The 16134-nt window shown below is 69.2% G+C and carries 17 protein-coding genes; 8 read left to right on the top strand and 9 right to left on the bottom strand.

Annotated features, from left to right (window positions below; translation table 11 throughout):
* Nucleotides 1-3: 3 nt before the first annotated feature.
* The 3 genes from FHT26_RS17425 to FHT26_RS17415 all read left to right on the top strand — a co-directional run bounded on the left by FHT26_RS17425 (nt 4) and on the right by FHT26_RS17415 (nt 3112).
* A complete protein-coding gene (locus tag FHT26_RS17425; RefSeq protein WP_168561363.1) occupies nt 4-861 on the top strand; it encodes an XrtA system polysaccharide deacetylase in 858 nt (285 codons plus the stop codon).
* A gap of 117 nt (nt 862-978) precedes the next feature.
* Nucleotides 979-1767, top strand: coding sequence for a YdcF family protein (locus tag FHT26_RS17420; protein WP_168561362.1), 789 nt, complete (start codon nt 979-981; stop codon nt 1765-1767).
* Nucleotides 1721-3112: a right-handed parallel beta-helix repeat-containing protein gene (locus FHT26_RS17415; protein WP_168561361.1), complete on the top strand. Its 1392-nt coding sequence runs from the start codon at nt 1721-1723 to the stop codon at nt 3110-3112. The genes FHT26_RS17420 and FHT26_RS17415 overlap by 47 nt, the downstream gene beginning before the upstream one ends.
* A 16-nt stretch (nt 3113-3128) precedes the next feature.
* Here the strand turns inward: FHT26_RS17415 and FHT26_RS17410 are convergent, their stop codons facing one another.
* Nucleotides 3129-3413, bottom strand: coding sequence for a hypothetical protein (locus FHT26_RS17410; RefSeq protein WP_168561052.1), 285 nt, complete (start codon nt 3411-3413; stop codon nt 3129-3131).
* A 359-nt stretch (nt 3414-3772) separates the two neighbouring features.
* Here FHT26_RS17410 and FHT26_RS17405 point away from each other — a divergent pair, with 359 nt between their 5' ends.
* On the top strand, nt 3773-4063 hold the full coding sequence (locus tag FHT26_RS17405) for a DUF1294 domain-containing protein (RefSeq protein ID WP_168561360.1): 291 nt from the start codon (nt 3773-3775) through the stop codon (nt 4061-4063).
* Between the two features lie 9 nt (nt 4064-4072).
* On the opposite strand, the gene FHT26_RS17400 is transcribed toward FHT26_RS17405, so the two are convergent.
* From FHT26_RS17400 to FHT26_RS17380, 5 genes are all read right to left on the bottom strand, one after another.
* On the bottom strand, nt 4073-4390 hold the full coding sequence (locus tag FHT26_RS17400) for a hypothetical protein (RefSeq protein WP_168561359.1): 318 nt from the start codon (nt 4388-4390) through the stop codon (nt 4073-4075).
* 38 nt (nt 4391-4428) lie between these two features.
* A complete protein-coding gene (gene gnd / locus FHT26_RS17395; protein ID WP_168561358.1) occupies nt 4429-5844 on the bottom strand; it encodes a decarboxylating NADP(+)-dependent phosphogluconate dehydrogenase in 1416 nt (471 codons plus the stop codon).
* Nucleotides 5845-5919: 75 nt separating this feature from the next.
* The gene (locus tag FHT26_RS29555) at nt 5920-8655 is read right to left on the bottom strand and encodes a hypothetical protein (protein ID WP_210427447.1); all 2736 of its coding nucleotides are present in this window, start codon (nt 8653-8655) and stop codon (nt 5920-5922) included.
* 218 nt (nt 8656-8873) lie between these two features.
* Nucleotides 8874-9767 (bottom strand): tRNA glutamyl-Q(34) synthetase GluQRS, encoded by an 894-nt coding sequence (gene gluQRS, locus FHT26_RS17385; RefSeq protein ID WP_168561357.1) that lies wholly within the window; start codon nt 9765-9767, stop codon nt 8874-8876.
* A 5-nt stretch (nt 9768-9772) separates the two neighbouring features.
* Nucleotides 9773-10780, bottom strand: coding sequence for a LysR family transcriptional regulator (locus FHT26_RS17380; RefSeq protein ID WP_168561356.1), 1008 nt, complete (start codon nt 10778-10780; stop codon nt 9773-9775).
* A gap of 126 nt (nt 10781-10906) precedes the next feature.
* Between FHT26_RS17380 and FHT26_RS17375 the strand changes: the two genes are divergently transcribed.
* From FHT26_RS17375 to FHT26_RS17360, 4 genes are all read left to right on the top strand, one after another.
* On the top strand, nt 10907-11605 hold the full coding sequence (locus FHT26_RS17375) for a pirin family protein (RefSeq protein WP_168561355.1): 699 nt from the start codon (nt 10907-10909) through the stop codon (nt 11603-11605).
* Nucleotides 11606-11644: 39 nt separating this feature from the next.
* On the top strand, nt 11645-12052 hold the full coding sequence (locus tag FHT26_RS17370; protein ID WP_168561354.1) for a DoxX family protein: 408 nt from the start codon (nt 11645-11647) through the stop codon (nt 12050-12052).
* A complete protein-coding gene (locus FHT26_RS17365; RefSeq protein WP_210427446.1) occupies nt 12052-12291 on the top strand; it encodes a hypothetical protein in 240 nt (79 codons plus the stop codon). Before FHT26_RS17370 ends, FHT26_RS17365 begins: the two co-directional genes overlap by 1 nt.
* A gap of 115 nt (nt 12292-12406) precedes the next feature.
* On the top strand, nt 12407-13126 hold the full coding sequence (locus FHT26_RS17360; protein ID WP_168561353.1) for a DUF599 domain-containing protein: 720 nt from the start codon (nt 12407-12409) through the stop codon (nt 13124-13126).
* Here the strand turns inward: FHT26_RS17360 and FHT26_RS17355 are convergent, their stop codons facing one another.
* The 3 genes from FHT26_RS17355 to FHT26_RS17345 form a co-directional block, all read right to left on the bottom strand.
* Nucleotides 13127-13927: an OTU domain-containing protein gene (locus FHT26_RS17355; RefSeq protein WP_168561352.1), complete on the bottom strand. Its 801-nt coding sequence runs from the start codon at nt 13925-13927 to the stop codon at nt 13127-13129.
* A gap of 89 nt (nt 13928-14016) precedes the next feature.
* Nucleotides 14017-15324, bottom strand: a complete 1308-nt coding sequence (gene egtB, locus FHT26_RS17350; RefSeq protein WP_168561351.1) for an ergothioneine biosynthesis protein EgtB — start codon at nt 15322-15324, stop codon at nt 14017-14019.
* 46 nt (nt 15325-15370) lie between these two features.
* Entirely contained in the window at nt 15371-16111 is a 741-nt protein-coding gene (locus tag FHT26_RS17345) for a sulfurtransferase (RefSeq protein WP_168561428.1), read from the bottom strand.
* Nucleotides 16112-16134: the final 23 nt, after the last annotated feature.

Below are 16134 nucleotides of genomic sequence, written 5' to 3'. Positions count from 1 at the left end.
CCGATGAACATCCCGAATCCGACCCCCGCCCCGATCACCAACGCGCTGACCGTCGACGTCGAGGACTACTTCCAGGTCTCCGCGCTGGCGCCGTTCATCGCGCGCGACCGCTGGGATTCGATCCCGTGCCGCGTCGAGGCGAACGTCGACCGGCTGCTGAACCGCTTTGCCGACAACCACGCGAAGGCCACCTTCTTCACGCTCGGCTGGATCGCCGAGCGCTACCCGCAGGTGGTGCGCCGCATCGTCGCCGACGGCCACGAGCTGGCGAGCCACGGCTACGGACACCAGCGGGCCAGCGAGCTGTCGCGCGAGGCGTTCGCGCAGGACGTGACGCGCGCCAAGCGCATCCTCGAAGACATCGCCGGCGTGCCGGTGATCGGCTACCGTGCGCCGAGTTTCTCGATCGGGACCGACAACCTGTGGGCCTTCGACGTGCTGAAGGAAGCCGGCTATGTCTACAGCTCCAGCGTCTACCCGGTGCAGCACGACCACTACGGCATGCCGGACGCGCCGCGCTTTCCGTACCAGGTGCGCGACGGGCTGACCGAGCTGCCGATCACGACGGTGCGTGCGCTCGGGCGCAATCTGCCGGCGGGCGGTGGCGGCTACTTCCGCTTCGCGCCGTACAGCGTGTCGCGCTGGGCGATCGACCGCTTCAACCGCGACGAGCGCGCGCCGGCGATCTTCTACATGCACCCGTGGGAGATCGACCCGCTGCAGCCGCGCGTGCCCGGCCCGGGACTGAAGACGCGCTTTCGCCACTACGTGAACCTGCACCGCACCGAGGGGCGGCTGGAGCGCCTGCTGGGCGATTTCCGCTGGGGGCGGATGGACCAGGTTTTCAACATCGCCCGCTGACAGGGCCGAACACAAGCCCGTTCGGACTGAGCTTGTCGAAGGCCTGCGCCGTGGCACCCACCCCCCGACAGGCTCAGGTCCTTCGACAAGCTCAGGGCGAACGGACACGGTGAGGCGATGCGCTCCCTCCTGACCGACCTCGTTCACCTGCTGCTCGCGATGCCGCTGTACGTGCTGCTCGGCCTCGCCTGGGCGACGTGGCGCGCGTACCGCACGAAGGCGGGCCGCTGGCATCGATGGCGCCACGCACTGGCGCTGCTGTGGGGCATCGTCTACGCGATCTCGATCCCCGCGACCGCGAACACGCTGCTCGCGCACCTGGAAGCCTGGTGGCCGGTCCCCACCGATGCACAGCTGCAGGCCCTGCCCGGCGCCGACGGCCCGCGCATGCTGGTGCTCACGGCCGGCTGGTTCCGCAAGACCGACACCGGCTACCGCGTCGTGATGGGCGCGCCGAGCTGGGAGCGCACCGAGAAGGCGGTCGAGCTGCACCAGCGCTTCGGCGGCCGGCTGATGTTCGCCGGCGCGCCGCTGCCCGACGGCTCTGACTCGGTCGCGCAGCATATGGCGGCGGCTGCGCAGCGGCTGGGCGTGCCGGCATCGGCGATCGGCGTCGAGACGAAATCCATCAACACCCACGAGAACCTGCTGTTCAGCGAGCGGCAGTTCGGCCTGCGCGCGCAGGGCAGGGTGTTGCTGCTGACCAGCGCGATCCACCTGCCGCGTTCGGTGGCCGCGGCGCATGGCGTCGGGCTGGACGTGCTGCCGTATCCCTGCGATTTCCGCGCCGACACCGCGCTGAAGTGGCAGCATTTCGTGCCCAGCAACGAAGCGCCCGGTGCGCTCGAGGAGGTGCTGCATGAGTGGCTTGGTCTCGCGATGTACGCGCTTCGCGGTTGGCTGTAGCGCGGCGCTGATCGGGGCGCTGGTGGGCGCGGCCACCGCGCACGCGCAGCCGCGCAGCTTCGTCGTCGCGCCCGACGGCACCGACCGCGCGGTGGGCACGCTCGACGCGCCGCTGCGCACGCTGGATGCCGCGGTGCAGCGCGTCAAACCTGGCGACACCATCGAGTTGCGCGCCGGCACCTACGACGGCGCGGTCATCCGCAGCCCCGGTACCGAAGACGCTTGGATCACGCTGCGCGCGCATGCCGGCGAGCGCGCGGTGATCCAGGGCACCGGCCGCGGGCCGGCGATCTACTTCTACCACCGCACCTGCGACGAAGAGGCGCCGAAGGGCACGGTGTGCCAGCCGATGTACTGGGAAGTGCGTGGCCTGGAAGTGCGCGGCAGCGCCGACGGGCAGGAGGAGGGCTACACGGTGAAGATCGACACGCCGCGGGTGCGCCTGGTCGGCAACGACCTGTGCTGCTCGCGGGCCGACGTGGTGAAGCTGGTGCGAACCGCCGACGACGTGGAGATCCTGCACAACCGCATCCACCACCCGGCCGCGAAGATCGGCGACAACGCGCAGGGGGTCGACATCGTCGGTGCCGACCGCACGCGCGTGGCCTTCAACCATGTGCACGACATCCCGTCGATCGGCCTGTATGCGAAGGGCAATTCGAGGAACACCGTGTTCGAGTTCAACCGGGTCGAGCGGGTGTGGTCGAACGCGATCATGCTGGGCCAGGAGACCGACGACGACCGGCTGGTCGACGGCCCGTACGAGACCTACGACGGCGAGATCCGCGACAACGTGGTCAGCGAGGTCGGCTGGGCCTGTCTCGCGACTTCGTCGTCATGGAAACCGCGCATCCACCACAACACCTGCTGGAACACCGGGCAGCTGACGCATGGGTCGGTGCTGGTGTCGAACGAATCGGAGATCCACCAGGGTGGCACCGATGTGGCGATCACCAACAACCTGATCGTCGGCGGCTCGAAGCTGCCGTTCATCCGCATCACGTCGGACGCGATGAGCGATGCGCGCACGCTGGTGATCGACCGCAATGTCTACGCCACGCGCAGCGGTGCGCCGGGGCTGTTCAGCTGGGAGGACAAGCGGGTCGAGAAGGTCGGGCTGGAACGCTGGCGCGAGGCGACCGGGCTGGACCGGCACAGCGTCGTGCTGCCGTCGGCGGACGGGTGGTTCGTCGACACGACGTCGCTGCAGCCGAAGCTGGGCGGGCCTGGGTGGGACGCGAAGCTGGCGGACGATGTGCAGCCGTTGAAGGCGGGGTGCCCGCCGAGGGCGAAAGTGGGGGCGAGGTTGCCGTGTCCGGCGGAGGTGGTGGGACCGCGGCCGTGAGGGTCGCTGGCGTGCTTCAGGCGGGGCGTGGCGCTGTCTTGATGACATGCCCGAGGATCACCTGGCCCTTCAGGAGCGTCGTGAAGCTCCAGGCCGACTGAAGCCCGTTGAGCAGGGAGAGCCGTGCTGCGTCCGCTTCCTGTTCGATGCCTTCGGCCAAGGGGCACGAGTCAGGTCCGAAATCCATGTCGGTGCGGACTGTCTTGCACCAGGACGAGAGTGCCGATTCCTTGTCGTCGGCGTGGGTCTGCGAGACATAGGTTCCACCGCCGTACTCGAGCACGATGGTGTAGAGGCTCATCGTTCGTGTTTCGGGGACTGCCGCTGCAGGAGGCGTTGTCGTCGTCATGGGAGGTTCCGGGTGAGGAGGATCGACTCGCGCCATCACACCCTCTCTACGACCAAGGACGACTGCTCAGACGACGTGGCCGGACGATTACAAGCGAAGCAAAGGGCTGTGCCAAGAGGGTTCGCCGCCGGTATTTGCTGAAGGTACATCTGTACAGGCAGCCCTCGGTGCCGGACGACATCGCTGCGGCCGAAAGTAGGCGATCCGGGGTCGGATGACCGCGCCAAGAGGGTTTGGCGCAGACCACGGCGCGAAGTACATCTGTGCCAGCGCCGAAGTACGATCCCGCTCCTCACTCCCTGGAAGCGACGATGAATGCGCAGTGGATCGCAGTGGCCTACGGCGGCTTGAGCGCGATCACGTTCGTGGTCTACGCGATCGACAAGTCGGCGGCACGCCGCCGAGGGCCTCGCACGCCGGAGCGCACTTTGCACCTGCTGTCCCTCGCCGGTGGCTGGCCGGGCGCGTTGCTCGCGCAGCGGTGGCTGCGCCACAAGTCCGCCAAGGCGTCGTTCCGCCGCGTGTTCTGGCTGACGGTCCTCGTCAACCTGTTCGGCGTCGTGGCACTGTGCTGGGCGTTGCGCCCCCACCTCTCCGGATGAACGAAGGGATCAGTCCCCAGATGACGACGCCGGCTTCGCCGACGACTGCAGCTTCTCCCCGCCTCGCTTCATCACCTCGCCGGTCTTGTCGACGCCCTTGCGGACGAACTCGCCGGTCTTCTCCGCGCCCTTCTGCACCGCGGCCCCGGTGACCTCGGCCGCATGCTTCACCGCATGCCCGGTCTTGGTGGCCGCCGTCGAGGCCGCATGACCGACGGCCGAGGCCGCGCGGTCGATCTTCGACGGCTCTTCATCGGCACGGGCCGCGGTCGCGGCGCCGGCCAGCAGGGCCGCCGACCACAAGATGGTGCGCAGGGCGTGGGTCATGCTGTCGCTCCTCGATGCATCGTTCGGCGACCGGTCGATCAACCGATCACTTCCGGCCATTCGGTGTGGAACATCGTGCCTTCCGGCTTGTCGATGCGCTCGTAGGTGTGCGCGCCGAAGAAGTCGCGCTGCGCCTGCAGCAGGTTGGCCGACAGCCGCGCCGAGCGGTAGCTGTCGTAGTAGCCGAGCGACGCGCTGAACGCCGGCACCGGGATGCCGTTCGTCACCGCCAGCGCCACCGTCTCGCGCCAGTTCTGCTGCGTGCGGTTCAGCAGCTCCTTGAAGAACGGGTCGAGCATCAGGTTGGTCAGCTGCGGGTTGCCGCGGTACGCGTCGGTGATGCGGTTCAGGAAGCGCGCGCGGATGATGCAGCCGCCGCGCCAGATCGCGGCGATGCGGCCCAGGTCGAGCCCCCAACCCTTCTTCTCGCCCATCGTCTTCATCAGGTCCAGCCCCTGCGCATAGCTGATGACCTTCGACGCATACAGCGCGTCGTGCACCTTCGCGACCAGCTGCGCCTTCACCGGCGACAGGTCGACCTCCGGGCCCTTCAGCTCCCTGCTCGCGGCCACCCGCTGCTTCTTCTGCGACGACAGCACGCGCGCCTCGACGGCCGCGTTGATCGTGCTGATGACCACCGCGTTCTCGGCCGCGTTCAGCAGCGTCCACTGGCCGGTGCCCTTCTGGCCGGCCTTGTCGAGGATCAGCTCGACGATCGGCTTGCCGGTCTCGGCATCGACCTGCTCCAGTGCCTTGCCGGTGATCTGGATCAGGTAGCTCTGCAGCTCGCCTTCGTTCCACTGGTTGAAGATCGCCGCCATCTCCTGCGTCGTGAAGCCGGCGGCCTTGAACAGGCTGTAGGCCTCGCAGATCAGCTGCATGTCGCCGTACTCGATCCCGTTGTGGATCATCTTCACGTAGTGGCCGGCGCCGCCCGGGCCGATGTGGATCACGCACGGCTCGCCGTCGACCTTGGCCGAGATGGCCTCGAAGATCGGCTGCATCACCTCCCAGGTCGACAGCGGCCCGCCGGGCATGATCGACGGGCCCTTGCGCGCGCCCTCTTCACCGCCGGAGACGCCGGCGCCGATGAAGCGCAGGCCCTTGCTGGTGAGGTACGCATCGCGCCGCTCTGTGTCGGTGTAGAGGCTGTTGCCGCCGTCGATCACGATGTCGCCGGGCGACAGCAGCGGGATCAGCTGCTCGATCACCGCATCGACCGGCGCACCGGCCTTCACCATGATCTGGATCTTGCGCGGCGTGGCCAGGCTCTCGACGAAGGCCTCGAGCGTCGCGGCGCCGACCAGCTTCTTGCCCGGGTGGCGGGCGACGAATTCGTCGGTGACCGCCGTCGTGCGGTTGAACACGCTGACCTGGAAGCCGTGGCTTTCCACGTTCAGCACCAGGTTCTGGCCCATCACGGCCAGGCCGATCAATCCGAAATCGCTTTTCATGGTGACGTTGGCGCGCGGCCCGAAGACGTTGTGAATGGCGGCCATTTTGACGCCATTCGCGCTGCCCTGGCCGGCTCAAGGTTTCGGCCACATCCGGTCGATCCAGTCCGACCACACCTTCAGCCGCGCCGGGTCGGCCCCCATCTGGGTCGCCTTCCACAGCCCGTACTGCTCGGTCTGCTCGGTGGTGGCACGGTAGTTCACCTGGTTCATGAAGTAGCTGCCGTCGGCCGCCTGGCCGAGCGGCGTGCGCTGCGCGTCCAGGCAGTAGCGGAAGCCGGCCCACGGCTCGGGCTCGCCGAGCTGGCTGTTGTCAGGGTCGCAGCGGCGCCAGGCCGACGCCGCGGTCTGCGAGTACAACGCGTTGAACTGGCTGATCGCGCCGTTGACCACGCGCGGGTACAGCCCCGGCGACAGCTCGTCGAGGAAGCGGTACTTGCTCTGCGCCTTGCCGTTGTTCGACGCGGTGTCGATGAAGTTGGCCACCGCCAGGTGCTTGGCGACCTGGCCGCGGCCGTAGCGGCCGCGGTTGGCGAACAGGTCGGGCTGCGCCGGGTCGTACAGCACGATGCCGTTGTTGACATACTGCGCCGACTTGATGCGCGCCTGCAGCAGCCGCACGTAATGCGTGTCGTTGGCCGCCTTGGCCGCCGGCGTCGCGGTGCCGACCTTCATGCCCAGGTAGTCGTCGAAGGCCGTCAGGTACGGCCAGTCCATCGAGAAGTTGACCCAGTCGCTCTGCCCCCCCGGGTTCACCGACATCTGCAGCTGGTACCACTGGTTGGTGCGGTAGTACGAGCCGACGATGTTGCCGGCCTCCCATGCGTCATACCACTCGCGGGTGATCTTGCCGGTGCTGTCGGTGTCCTGCTGGTACACCATGTGCGGCGCGAGGAAGAACAGGCTGACGCTGTTGAACGGCCAGCCGTGCGCTTCGCCGCGGCCCTTCCAGGCGCCGGTGGAGGCGTCCTTGTCGCCGATGAACCACTGCTGGTTGCCTTCGAGGCCGTAGACCTGGGCCATCTCCCACTGCTTCACCGCGTTCCAGTGCAGCATGCTGGCCACCGAGCGCTCGATGAAGGCGTTGGTCGTGAAGGCCGCCGGGTTCGTCGCCGTGGTCGCCGCCGACGCCAGCTTCTGCAGGTTGGCCGCGCCGACCTGCGCGCCGTACTGGCCGCTGGCCGCGATGTGGTTGCCGCGGCCGCCGCCGAGGTAGTTGTAGCCCTCCCAGCCGGCCTGCGTGAACATGGCCTTGGCCTGCACGCGCTCGTCGACCTTCAGGTGGCTCCAGTCGCCGTGCACGCCGTTCGGGTTCTTGTGCGCGGTCAGCCACGCGAGCAGCGCCTTGTACTTGCCGTTCGGGTCTTTCTTGCCGTCGGCCGCGCTGAACTTCGCGCCGGCCTCGAACGAGCCTTCGGTGGTGGTCGGCCACACGTCGTACGGGTGGGTCGTCGGCAGCCAGGCGTTCCAGTCAGGGAACTGCATCGGGATCTGCATCTCGCGCGCGTTCATCGTCGCGGCCGGGTCCATCACCTTGTCGACCTCGGCCTGCGTGACGCTCAGCGCGCCGGCGAGGGGCTTGCCGAACAGCGCCTTGGTGGCGTCGGTCGCGTTGTCGAGCACCGCCTCCAGACCGGCGCCGGCGGCCCACTGCGTCTCGCAGCCGATGCCGCTGCAGTCCAGGCCCGGGCCCGGCTGGTACGGCGGGTTCCACGGCCGCGCCTTCGCGGCATGCGGCACGTCCTGCAGCGTGTAGCGCAGGAAGGCGGCGATCTGCCTGCCCTGCGCTTCGCTCAGGCCGTGGTAGCGGCTGCGCTGCACGATCGCGTTGTTCGAGTAGTTGAAGTACTGCAGGTCGCGGCCGTCTTCCGCATGGCACGACGAGCAGGCCGCCTGCAGCTTGCGGCTGACCAGCGGCGACTTGGCCAGCGCACCGCGCGCGCTCCACAGCGCACGGCCGGGCTCGACGTCGCCGGTCAGCGCCTTGCCGGCGTTCTTCTCGACCAGCGGGTCGACGCGCACCACCGGGTTGCTCGCGAGGCTGGCATCGGCATCGTTGCGCAACTGCAGGTCGAGGACGCGGAAGCCGTTGCTCTCGCCGTCGGTGCCGTTGAAGCGGAACTGGATGCGGTTGCCCTTCGGCCACGCGACCAGGCGCGCGCGCGTCGCGGTGTCGAGCGCGAGCGTGATGCGGGTCGTGAAGAAGCCGCCGTTGACGCCGCCGTGGACGCGTTCGTTGTCGGCCAGCGTGACGGTCTGGTCGGTGATGTCGACCCACGGCACCTGGGCCTCGCCGGCGGCGTCGGCGCCGCCGAGCACGCGCAGGCTGGCCTTGACCTTCGGCGGCGTCGCGTTCAGCGCCTCGAACTCGGGGGCGCCATAGAAGCCGCAGCGGTGGCACAGCAGGTAGAGCCTGGTGGCGGACGCGAGCTTGCTGCTGTCGAGGTCGAGCCGGGTCTCGACGACCAGCGGCGCTTTCGGCGAGCCGTCGCCGAGCACTTCGATCGGCAGCGTCAGCGCTGCGGGTTGGGCGGGCGCCGGTGCCGGGGAGGGCGCCGGTGCGGGCGACGGAGCCGGTGCGGGAGCAGGCGCCGGCGAGGGGGATGGCGCGGGCGCTGGGGCCGGCGCAGGGGAGGGTGCCGGGGCGGGGGCCGGGGCGGGAGCAGGTGCGGGAGCAGGTGCGGGAGCCGGCGCCGGCGCCGGCGCTGAGCCCACCGGCGCCGGCGCCGCCTTGTCGCCGTCATCCGACCCGGCGCCGCAACCCCCGAGCAGCAGCATCGACAGGAAAAGAGTGGAAACGGTTCCGCCCATGCGGGCAACTCGGCTGCTTCGGATCATCATGCGGGGGTGTCGGACGTATCGCGATCGCCGATGGATGACGCGGCACGGCTGACGCATTGCGTCAGTCCGGCTTCAGTTCGCGTCGCATCCTGCCGGGAAAGGCGGCGTGTGCCTGCGGTTGTTCTGGATGCAGGCCTCGAAGCAGTTCGCATGCCGCGGCCGGGCCGCGCTTGCGATTGGATGCAATTTCAGCCGGCGCGCGGCCCGGCCGCGGCCCGCCATTGCGCGACGCATTCGGCCAGCAGCGTCGGCGCGTCGGCGGCCTGCGCTTGCAGGCCCAGCGCCGCGGCGGCATTGCGCAACGCGAGCGATGGCTGCGCCAGGTCGAGCGGCGCCGCGCCGTTCTGCTTCGACAGCTTCTCGCCGTTCGCGCCCAGCACCAGCGGCGTGTGCAGGTAGCGCGGCGTCGGCAGGCCGAGCAGCCGCTGCAGGTGGATCTGGCGCGGCGTGTTGTCGGCCAGGTCTTCGCCGCGCACGACATGCGTGATGCCTTGCAGCGCGTCGTCGACGACCACCGCGAGCTGGTAGGCCCACAGCCCGTCGGCGCGGTGCAGCACGAAGTCGCCGACCGCCTGCGTCAGGTTCTGCCGCTGCGCGCCGAGCCGGCGGTCGTGCCAATCGATCTCGATGTCGGTTTCGTCTGCATTGCAGCTCAGCACCCGCGTCGCGCGCGCCGGCTTGCCGTGCAGCCCGTGGCGGCAGGTGCCCGGGTAGACGAGCTCGCCGTGCCGCGGCTTGCCGTGGCCGGCGGCTTCCAGCGCGAGCGCGATGTCGCGCCGCGTGCAGCCGCAGGGGTAGACCTGCCCGGCGGCGCGCAGCATGCCGAGCGCGGCCTCGTAGTGCGCGCCGCGTTGCGACTGCCAGGCCGGCGGCTCATCGGGCAGCAGCCCGCATTGCGCGAGCTGCGACAGGATCTGCGCATCGGCGCCCGGCACGCAGCGCGGCGTGTCGACGTCCTCGATGCGCACCAGCCACGCCCCGCGGTGCGCCCGCGCATCGAGCCAGCTTGCGAGCGCCGCGACCAGCGAGCCGGCGTGCAGCGCACCGGTGGGCGACGGCGCGAACCGCCCGCGGTAGGCCATCGTGGTCAGGCCCCGCCCAGCGGCAGCAGTCCGCTGTGCCGCTCGATCAGCGCACTGCGCGTGGCCGGGCTCTCCAGCTGCGACAACCACCAGCGCAGCGCCAGCCCCAGCTGCGGCTTGCGTGCCGCGCTGCCGGCCGGCACGCTGCGCCATGCGTAGCCCAGGCGCGCGACCTGCGTCGGCCGCTGCACCGCCTTGACGACCAGCCGGCCGGCGGCGATGTGCTCGCGCACCAGCGGCTCGGGCAGGAAGCCGCAGCCGAGGCAGCGCAGCTGGGCCTCGATCTTGTTCTGCATCGTCGCGACGGTCAGCACGTCCTGCCCGGGCAGCAGGTTCACCGTCAGCGGTGCCATGCGCTGCGCCGAATCGGCGACCGCCACCGCACGGTGGCGAATGAGGTCGGCGTCGCTCAGCACGCCGTCGGCGTGGGCCAGCGGATGGTGCGGTGCGATCGCGAACACGAAGCTGATGCTGCCGAGCGGCTGCATCTGGATGCCGGGCGGCATCGTGCGGTCCACGCCGACGCCGATCGCCAGGTCGGCCTGCCCGCTGACCAGCGCCTCCCAGGTGCCGGCCAGCACCTCGGTGCGCAGCCGCAGCCGCGTGCCCGGTCCGCCGCCGGTGGCGCCCGGCGCCTCCGGGCTCAGCGCATAGAAGGCCTCGCACAGCTCGAACAGCGTGGCGCGCGACATGATGCCGTCGACCGCGATCGTCAGCTGCGTCTCCCAGCCGGTCGCGACGCGCTTGACGCGGTTCGCCACCGCATCCATCTCCTCCAGCAGCCGCCGGCCCTCGTGCAGCAGCTCCTCGCCGGCGGCTGTCAGCCTGGCCTGGCGCGAGCGGCGGTCGAACAGCAGCACGTCGAGCGCGTCCTCGAGCTGGCGCACGTTGTAGGTCAACGCCGACGGCACCTTGCCGAGCTCGCGGGCGGCCGCCGCGAAGCTGCCGGTGCGGGCGATGACGTCCATCATCGCGAGCGCTTCGGGGGTCAGGACGTTGCGGGAACTGGTCATGGCGAGGCCGTCGGAGTTTCGTTCATCTTATTTGAATGAACGCTTCAATGCGCGGCCCGCGATGGACCGCGGAGCGGCGCCTACAGTCTCTTCAAACCCGAGAGATCACCACCGAAAGGACACGACATGCTCACCCTGCGCAAATCGACTGAACGTGGCTACGCCGACCACGGCTGGCTGAAGTCGTTCCACAGCTTCTCGTTCGCCGACTACTACGATCCGAAGCACATGGGCTTCGGCAACCTGCGCGTGATCAACGAAGACCGCATCGCCCCCGGCACCGGCTTCGGCACGCACGGCCACCGCGACATGGAGATCGTGTCGTACGTGTTGTCGGGCGCGCTCGGCCACAAGGACAGCATCGGCAACGGCGCGCAGATCGTGCCGGGCGACGTGCAGCGCATGAGCGCCGGCCGCGGCATCCAGCACAGCGAGTACAACCATGCCGCGCAGGACACGACGCACTTCCTGCAGATCTGGATCGAGCCCAACGTGCGCGGCATCGAGCCGGGCTACGAGCAGAAGCACTTCGACGCGGCGCAGAAGCGCGGCACACTGCGCCTGGTCGCGAGTCCCGACGGCCGCGACGATTCGGTCAAGCTGAACGCGAACGCGGCGCTGTATGCAGGGCTGTTCGACGGCGACGAGCGTGCCGATCTGGCGCTGCCGGCGAACCGCAAGACCTATGTGCATGTGGTGCGCGGCAGCGTCGAGGTGAACGGCCAGGCCTTGTCGGCGGGCGACGCGGCGATGCTGGACCACGAACCGGCGCTGCAGATCGGCGCCGGGCGCGACGCCGAAGTGCTGGTTTTCGATCTGCAGTGACCCTGTTGTTCCACTCACTTCAACCGAGGACGACCCATCATGTTTGAACGCCTTCAAAACCCGCTCGCGCTGGCCGCGCGCATCCTGCTGGCCCTGATGTTCGTGCTGGCCGGCTTCAGCAAGCTGACCGGCTTCGAGGGCACGGTCGGCTACATCGCATCGAAGGGCCTGCCGCTGCCGCAGGTCGGCGCGGTGATCGCGCTGCTGGTCGAGATCGTCGGCGGCATCGCGCTGGTCGTCGGCTGGAACGCCCGCTGGGCGGCCGCCGTGCTGGCGGTGTTCACCGCGGCCGCGACGGTGATCTTCCACAACTTCTGGGCCGTGCCGGCCGACCAGGCGATGGTGCAGAACCTGATGTTCATGAAGAACGTCTCGGTGATCGGCGGGCTGCTCGCGATCGTGGCCTTCGGGGCCGGGGCGCTGAGCCTGGATGCGAAGCGGCGCTGATGACCATCGACGCCCACCTTCATCGGCTGCCCTTTGCGGCTGACCAGGCCGCCAGCGCACTGACGCTGCTGACCAATGGCCGCCACGCATGGGCTGCCGACGTCGAACGCAGGCTCGGCAGCACCGACGCTGCGCCGAGCCCGCACGCCGAGCGCGCCCGGCTGCTCGAGATCGCCGGCAAGTGCCCGATCCACCGGGTGCTCGAAGGACAGACCCGGATCGAGACGACGCTGGGCTGATCCGTTCGGACTGAGCTTGTCGAAACGCCGGTGCCGGTGGCAGGGCTTCTACAGGCTCAGCCCGAACGGCTTCCTGCAACCGCTGGGCCCCTTTTCACGAGCTACAGTCGCCGCCATGGACATCATCCTGAAGCTCGTGGCGGTGCTGCCCTGGTCGGACTGGGCGGCGCTGGTGGCCTTCTTCTGCGCCTGGGCCGGCTACATCTGGTTCGCACACCGCCGCGCGCTGACGCAGCCGTCGATCCTCGCGTCGACCAACCGGGTGCGGCGCGAATGGATGCTGCAGACCACCTACCGCGAGGTGCGCGTGATCGACGGCGTGGTGCTGCAGAACCTGTCGACCAGCCCGTCGTTCTTCGCGTCGACCACGATCCTGATCATCGGCGGCCTGCTCGCGGTGCTGGGCACGAGCGACAAGGCCACCGAGATCGTGCGCGACCTGCCGTTCGCGGCCCGCACCTCGGTGCTGGTGTTCGACCTGAAGATCGTGCTGCTGCTCGGCATCTTCGTCTACGCGTTCTTCCGCTTCACCTGGTCGATGCGGCAGTACACCTTCGGTGCGCTGCTGATCGCGGCGGCGCCGGAGGCCACGCAGTTCCTCGAGCAGGGCTCCGACGGCGAGGTGCGCCGGCAGGCCTTCGCGAAGAAGGCCGGCGGCGTCGTCAGCATGGCGGCCGAGACCTTCAACGACGGGCTGCGGGCGTACTACCTGTCGTTCGCCGCAGTCGCGTGGTTCTTCTCGCCGCTGATCTTCATGCTCGCGACAGCGGGCGTGGTGTACGTGCTGTACCAGCGCGAGTTCAGGTCGGACGTGCTGGCGGTGTTGAACACCTGATCAGTCGACCACCGTCTCGTAGTGCCCGCCTTCCAGGCGCAGTACCAGCCGCGGCTTGTGGGGATCTGGCGCGCCGAACACCAGCGGATGCTCGTGGTCGGCGTAGCGCGTGAGGACCTCGATCTGCAGGTCGAAGGTGTCGGCCGCGATCGCCACGTACAGGTCGCCGATGTCGTGGTGCCAGCTGCCGGGCGTGGCGAGCTGAGCCAGCATGCGATGTCGCTCATGGTCGTCGCGTGGCAGGACGGCGAGGTACTGCTTCTCGTCCGGCATGTCGCTTGCCGGCGTGTCGCGCCAGCGCACGTATTCGCGTTCGACGTGCGCCACCATCTGCTGGCGCATTCCGGCGGGCGTGGACGGGAGTTTCGCCACCACCCGGTCGCCAAGATGCGTGGCGCCAGCGCATATGGCAGCCAGCGCGCAGTCACCGTCCCCGGTGACGGGCTGGGTCTTCGCATTGGCAAAGCGGGTGGGATGGATGCGGACCGGCGCGTCACGGACCGGCGCTTGATCGATGGGGGCCGGGTCTTCGGATTGCGCGTGCTCGGCGGCCTTCTGCCAGTAGAGCTGCTCCACGTTCCTCAGGTCTTCGCGGAAGCATTGCTCGATGCCTTCCACGCCGATCATGTGGAAGAACGCGTCCTGACCTTCGACGGTGTTCAGGTCCGGAAAAGCCGCACAGGTCTCCTTCGCCTGCAGGCGAGCGCGTTTTGACGCAGGCTCGCGGCCCGGTGTTGGCGCCCGGGTTGGCACAGACGCCTCCCGCTCTCTCCTCTTTCCCGTCGACAGTCCCACGCGCATGCAAGGCTCCCGCAACCAGATTCACCTGGCGCGAGCACTTGGTAACGCCACCGACGACGCCGTTCCACCGCCGGTTCAATTGACTGGGCTCAGCCGCTGTCCCGCGCCAGCCGCAGCCCGCTGAACTGCCACTGCACCTCCGGCGGAAAGAAGTTCCGGTAGCTCGCCCGCGCATGCCCCGCGGGCGTCGCGCACGAGCCGCCGCGCAGCACCATCTGCTGGCTCATGAACTTGCCGTTGTACTCGCCGACCGCGCCGGGCAGCACCTTGTAGCCGGGGTAGGGCAGGTAGCTCGACTGCGTCCATTCCCAGACGTCGCCGAACAGCTGCGACGGCGCGTCGGCCGGTGCGTCGGCCAACGGCATCGGGTGGAAGGCGCCGCTGTCGGCGAAGTTGGCCCGCGCCTGCGGCCTGGCCTGGCGGGCCGCGAACTCCCATTCGGCCTCCGTCGGCAGCCGCGCGCCGGCCCAGCGCGCATAGGCGTCGGCCTCGAAGTAGCTCAGGTGGCAGGCCGGCGTGTGCGGGTCGACCGCCATCTCGCCGTGCAGCGTGTGCGTGCACCACTGGTCACCGTCGCGCCGCCAGTACAGCGGCGCCTGGTGGCCGCCGCTGCGCACCCAGTCCCAGCCGAGCGACAGCCACAGCTCCGGCCGCCGGTAGCCGCCGTCGTCGATGAAGGCCATCCACTCGCCATGGCTGACCGGCCGCGATGCGAGTTCGAACGGCGCGATGAAGCTGCGGTGCCTCGGCGTCTCGTTGTCGAAGCAGAACGCGCCGTCGCGCTCGGGGTCGTGGCCCAGCTCGAACAGCCCGCCGCCGTAGCCGAACCAGCGCAGCGCCTGCGGCTGCACCGCGCTGATCGGCCAGCGCTTGCCGTAGCCCGGGTGGCCGGGGCTGAACGACAGCGCATGCTTGATGTCGGTCAGCAGCAGCTCCTGGTGCTGTTGCTCGTGGTGCAGCCCCAGCGTGACCAGTGCGGCCAGTTCGGCGTCGCCGGCCCGCTGCACGATCAGCGCCTGCATGCGCGCATCGACATCGGCGCGGTAGCGCAGCACGTCGGCCAGTGCCGGGCGCGTCACCAGTCCGCGCTTCGCGCGCGGGTACTGGTCGCCGATGCCGTTGTAGTAGCTGTTGTAGAGCACGCGGAAGCGCGCGTCGTGCGGCTGGAAATCGCGCTCGAAGCGCTCCAGCAGGAAGGTCTCGAAGAACCAGGTGACGTGCGCCAGGTGCCACTTGGTCGGGCTCGCGTCGGGCATCGACTGCACCTGGCAGTCTTCGGGCGACAGCGGCGCGGCGAGGGCGAGGCTGGTCTCGCGGACTTGGGCATACCGATTGCCGAGCGGACTGTTCGGCTGGACGGGAAGGCTGCCGCTGCGGGGCAGGCTGTGAGGCTGCATCGGTGTCTCCTGCGCGGCGCCTTGAGTCGCGCCGATCGCAGGCACCTTACACCGATCTCGTCGGCAGCAGCTCGGCGTCGACGGATTCCCTTTCGTCGAACACGAAACAGTGGCCGTCGAAGTGCTTGCCGCCGGCCTCCTCGAAGTACTTCAGGATGCCGCCTTCGAGCTGCAGCACGTTCTGCACGCCGGCCTCGGCCATGAACAGCGCGGCCTTCTCGCAGCGGATGCCGCCGGTGCAGTAGCTGACCACCGTCTTGCCCTGCAGCTCGGCCGCATGCGCGCGCAGCGCCTGCGGGAACTCGGTGAACTTCGCGATGCGCCAGTCGAGCGCGTGCGCGAAGCGGCCGTGGTCGACCTCGAAGGCATTGCGGGTGTCGAGCATCACGACCTCGCGGCCGGCATCGTCGCGGCCGGCATCGAGCCAGCGCGACAGCGTCTGCGCATCGACCGCCGGCGCGCGCCCCGCCTCGGGCCGGAACTGCGGGTGGTTCATGCGGATGATCTCCGGCTTGACCTTCACCAGCAGCTTGCCGAAGGGCACCGCATCCGACAGGCTCTCTTTCGGCGCCAGCGGCGCGAAGCGCGCATCGCTGCGCAGCCAGGCCACGAAGCCGCGCACCGCATCGGGCGCGCCGGCCAGGAACAGGTTGATGCCTTCCTCGGCGAGCAGCACCGTGCCCTTCAGGTTGCGCTCGGCGGCTTGTGAGCGAATGCTCTCGCGCAGCGCCTGCGTGTCCGTCAGGGTCACGAACAGGTAGGCGGAGATGTTGAGGACGGGTTTCAGTTTCATACGCAGCGCGGCATTTT

The sequence above is a fragment of the Rhizobacter sp. SG703 genome (assembly GCF_012275445.1).
GTDB lineage: Bacteria > Pseudomonadota > Gammaproteobacteria > Burkholderiales > Burkholderiaceae_C > Rhizobacter.
This window is presented reverse-complemented; position numbering and strand designations above follow the sequence as displayed.

Bases quoted from the DNA above. Each gene is read 5' to 3' on its own strand.
- FHT26_RS17370 (WP_168561354.1), top strand. From the start codon at position 11,645: ATGTTTGAACGCCTTCAAAACCCGCTCGCGCTGGCCGCGCGCATCCTG.
- FHT26_RS29555 (WP_210427447.1), bottom strand. From the start codon at position 8,655: ATGGGCGGAACCGTTTCCACTCTTTTCCTGTCGATGCTGCTGCTCGGG.
- FHT26_RS17355 (WP_168561352.1), bottom strand. From the start codon at position 13,927: ATGCGCGTGGGACTGTCGACGGGAAAGAGGAGAGAGCGGGAGGCGTCT.
- FHT26_RS17405 (WP_168561360.1), top strand. From the start codon at position 3,773: ATGAATGCGCAGTGGATCGCAGTGGCCTACGGCGGCTTGAGCGCGATC.
- gluQRS (WP_168561357.1), bottom strand. From the start codon at position 9,767: ATGGCCTACCGCGGGCGGTTCGCGCCGTCGCCCACCGGTGCGCTGCAC.
- FHT26_RS17415 (WP_168561361.1), top strand. From the start codon at position 1,721: ATGAGTGGCTTGGTCTCGCGATGTACGCGCTTCGCGGTTGGCTGTAGC.
- FHT26_RS17425 (WP_168561363.1), top strand. From the start codon at position 4: ATGAACATCCCGAATCCGACCCCCGCCCCGATCACCAACGCGCTGACC.
- FHT26_RS17375 (WP_168561355.1), top strand. From the start codon at position 10,907: ATGCTCACCCTGCGCAAATCGACTGAACGTGGCTACGCCGACCACGGC.
- FHT26_RS17360 (WP_168561353.1), top strand. From the start codon at position 12,407: ATGGACATCATCCTGAAGCTCGTGGCGGTGCTGCCCTGGTCGGACTGG.
- FHT26_RS17410 (WP_168561052.1), bottom strand. From the start codon at position 3,413: ATGAGCCTCTACACCATCGTGCTCGAGTACGGCGGTGGAACCTATGTC.
- egtB (WP_168561351.1), bottom strand. From the start codon at position 15,324: ATGCAGCCTCACAGCCTGCCCCGCAGCGGCAGCCTTCCCGTCCAGCCG.
- FHT26_RS17365 (WP_210427446.1), top strand. From the start codon at position 12,052: ATGACCATCGACGCCCACCTTCATCGGCTGCCCTTTGCGGCTGACCAG.
- FHT26_RS17380 (WP_168561356.1), bottom strand. From the start codon at position 10,780: ATGACCAGTTCCCGCAACGTCCTGACCCCCGAAGCGCTCGCGATGATG.
- FHT26_RS17400 (WP_168561359.1), bottom strand. From the start codon at position 4,390: ATGACCCACGCCCTGCGCACCATCTTGTGGTCGGCGGCCCTGCTGGCC.
- gnd (WP_168561358.1), bottom strand. From the start codon at position 5,844: ATGAAAAGCGATTTCGGATTGATCGGCCTGGCCGTGATGGGCCAGAAC.
- FHT26_RS17420 (WP_168561362.1), top strand. From the start codon at position 979: ATGCGCTCCCTCCTGACCGACCTCGTTCACCTGCTGCTCGCGATGCCG.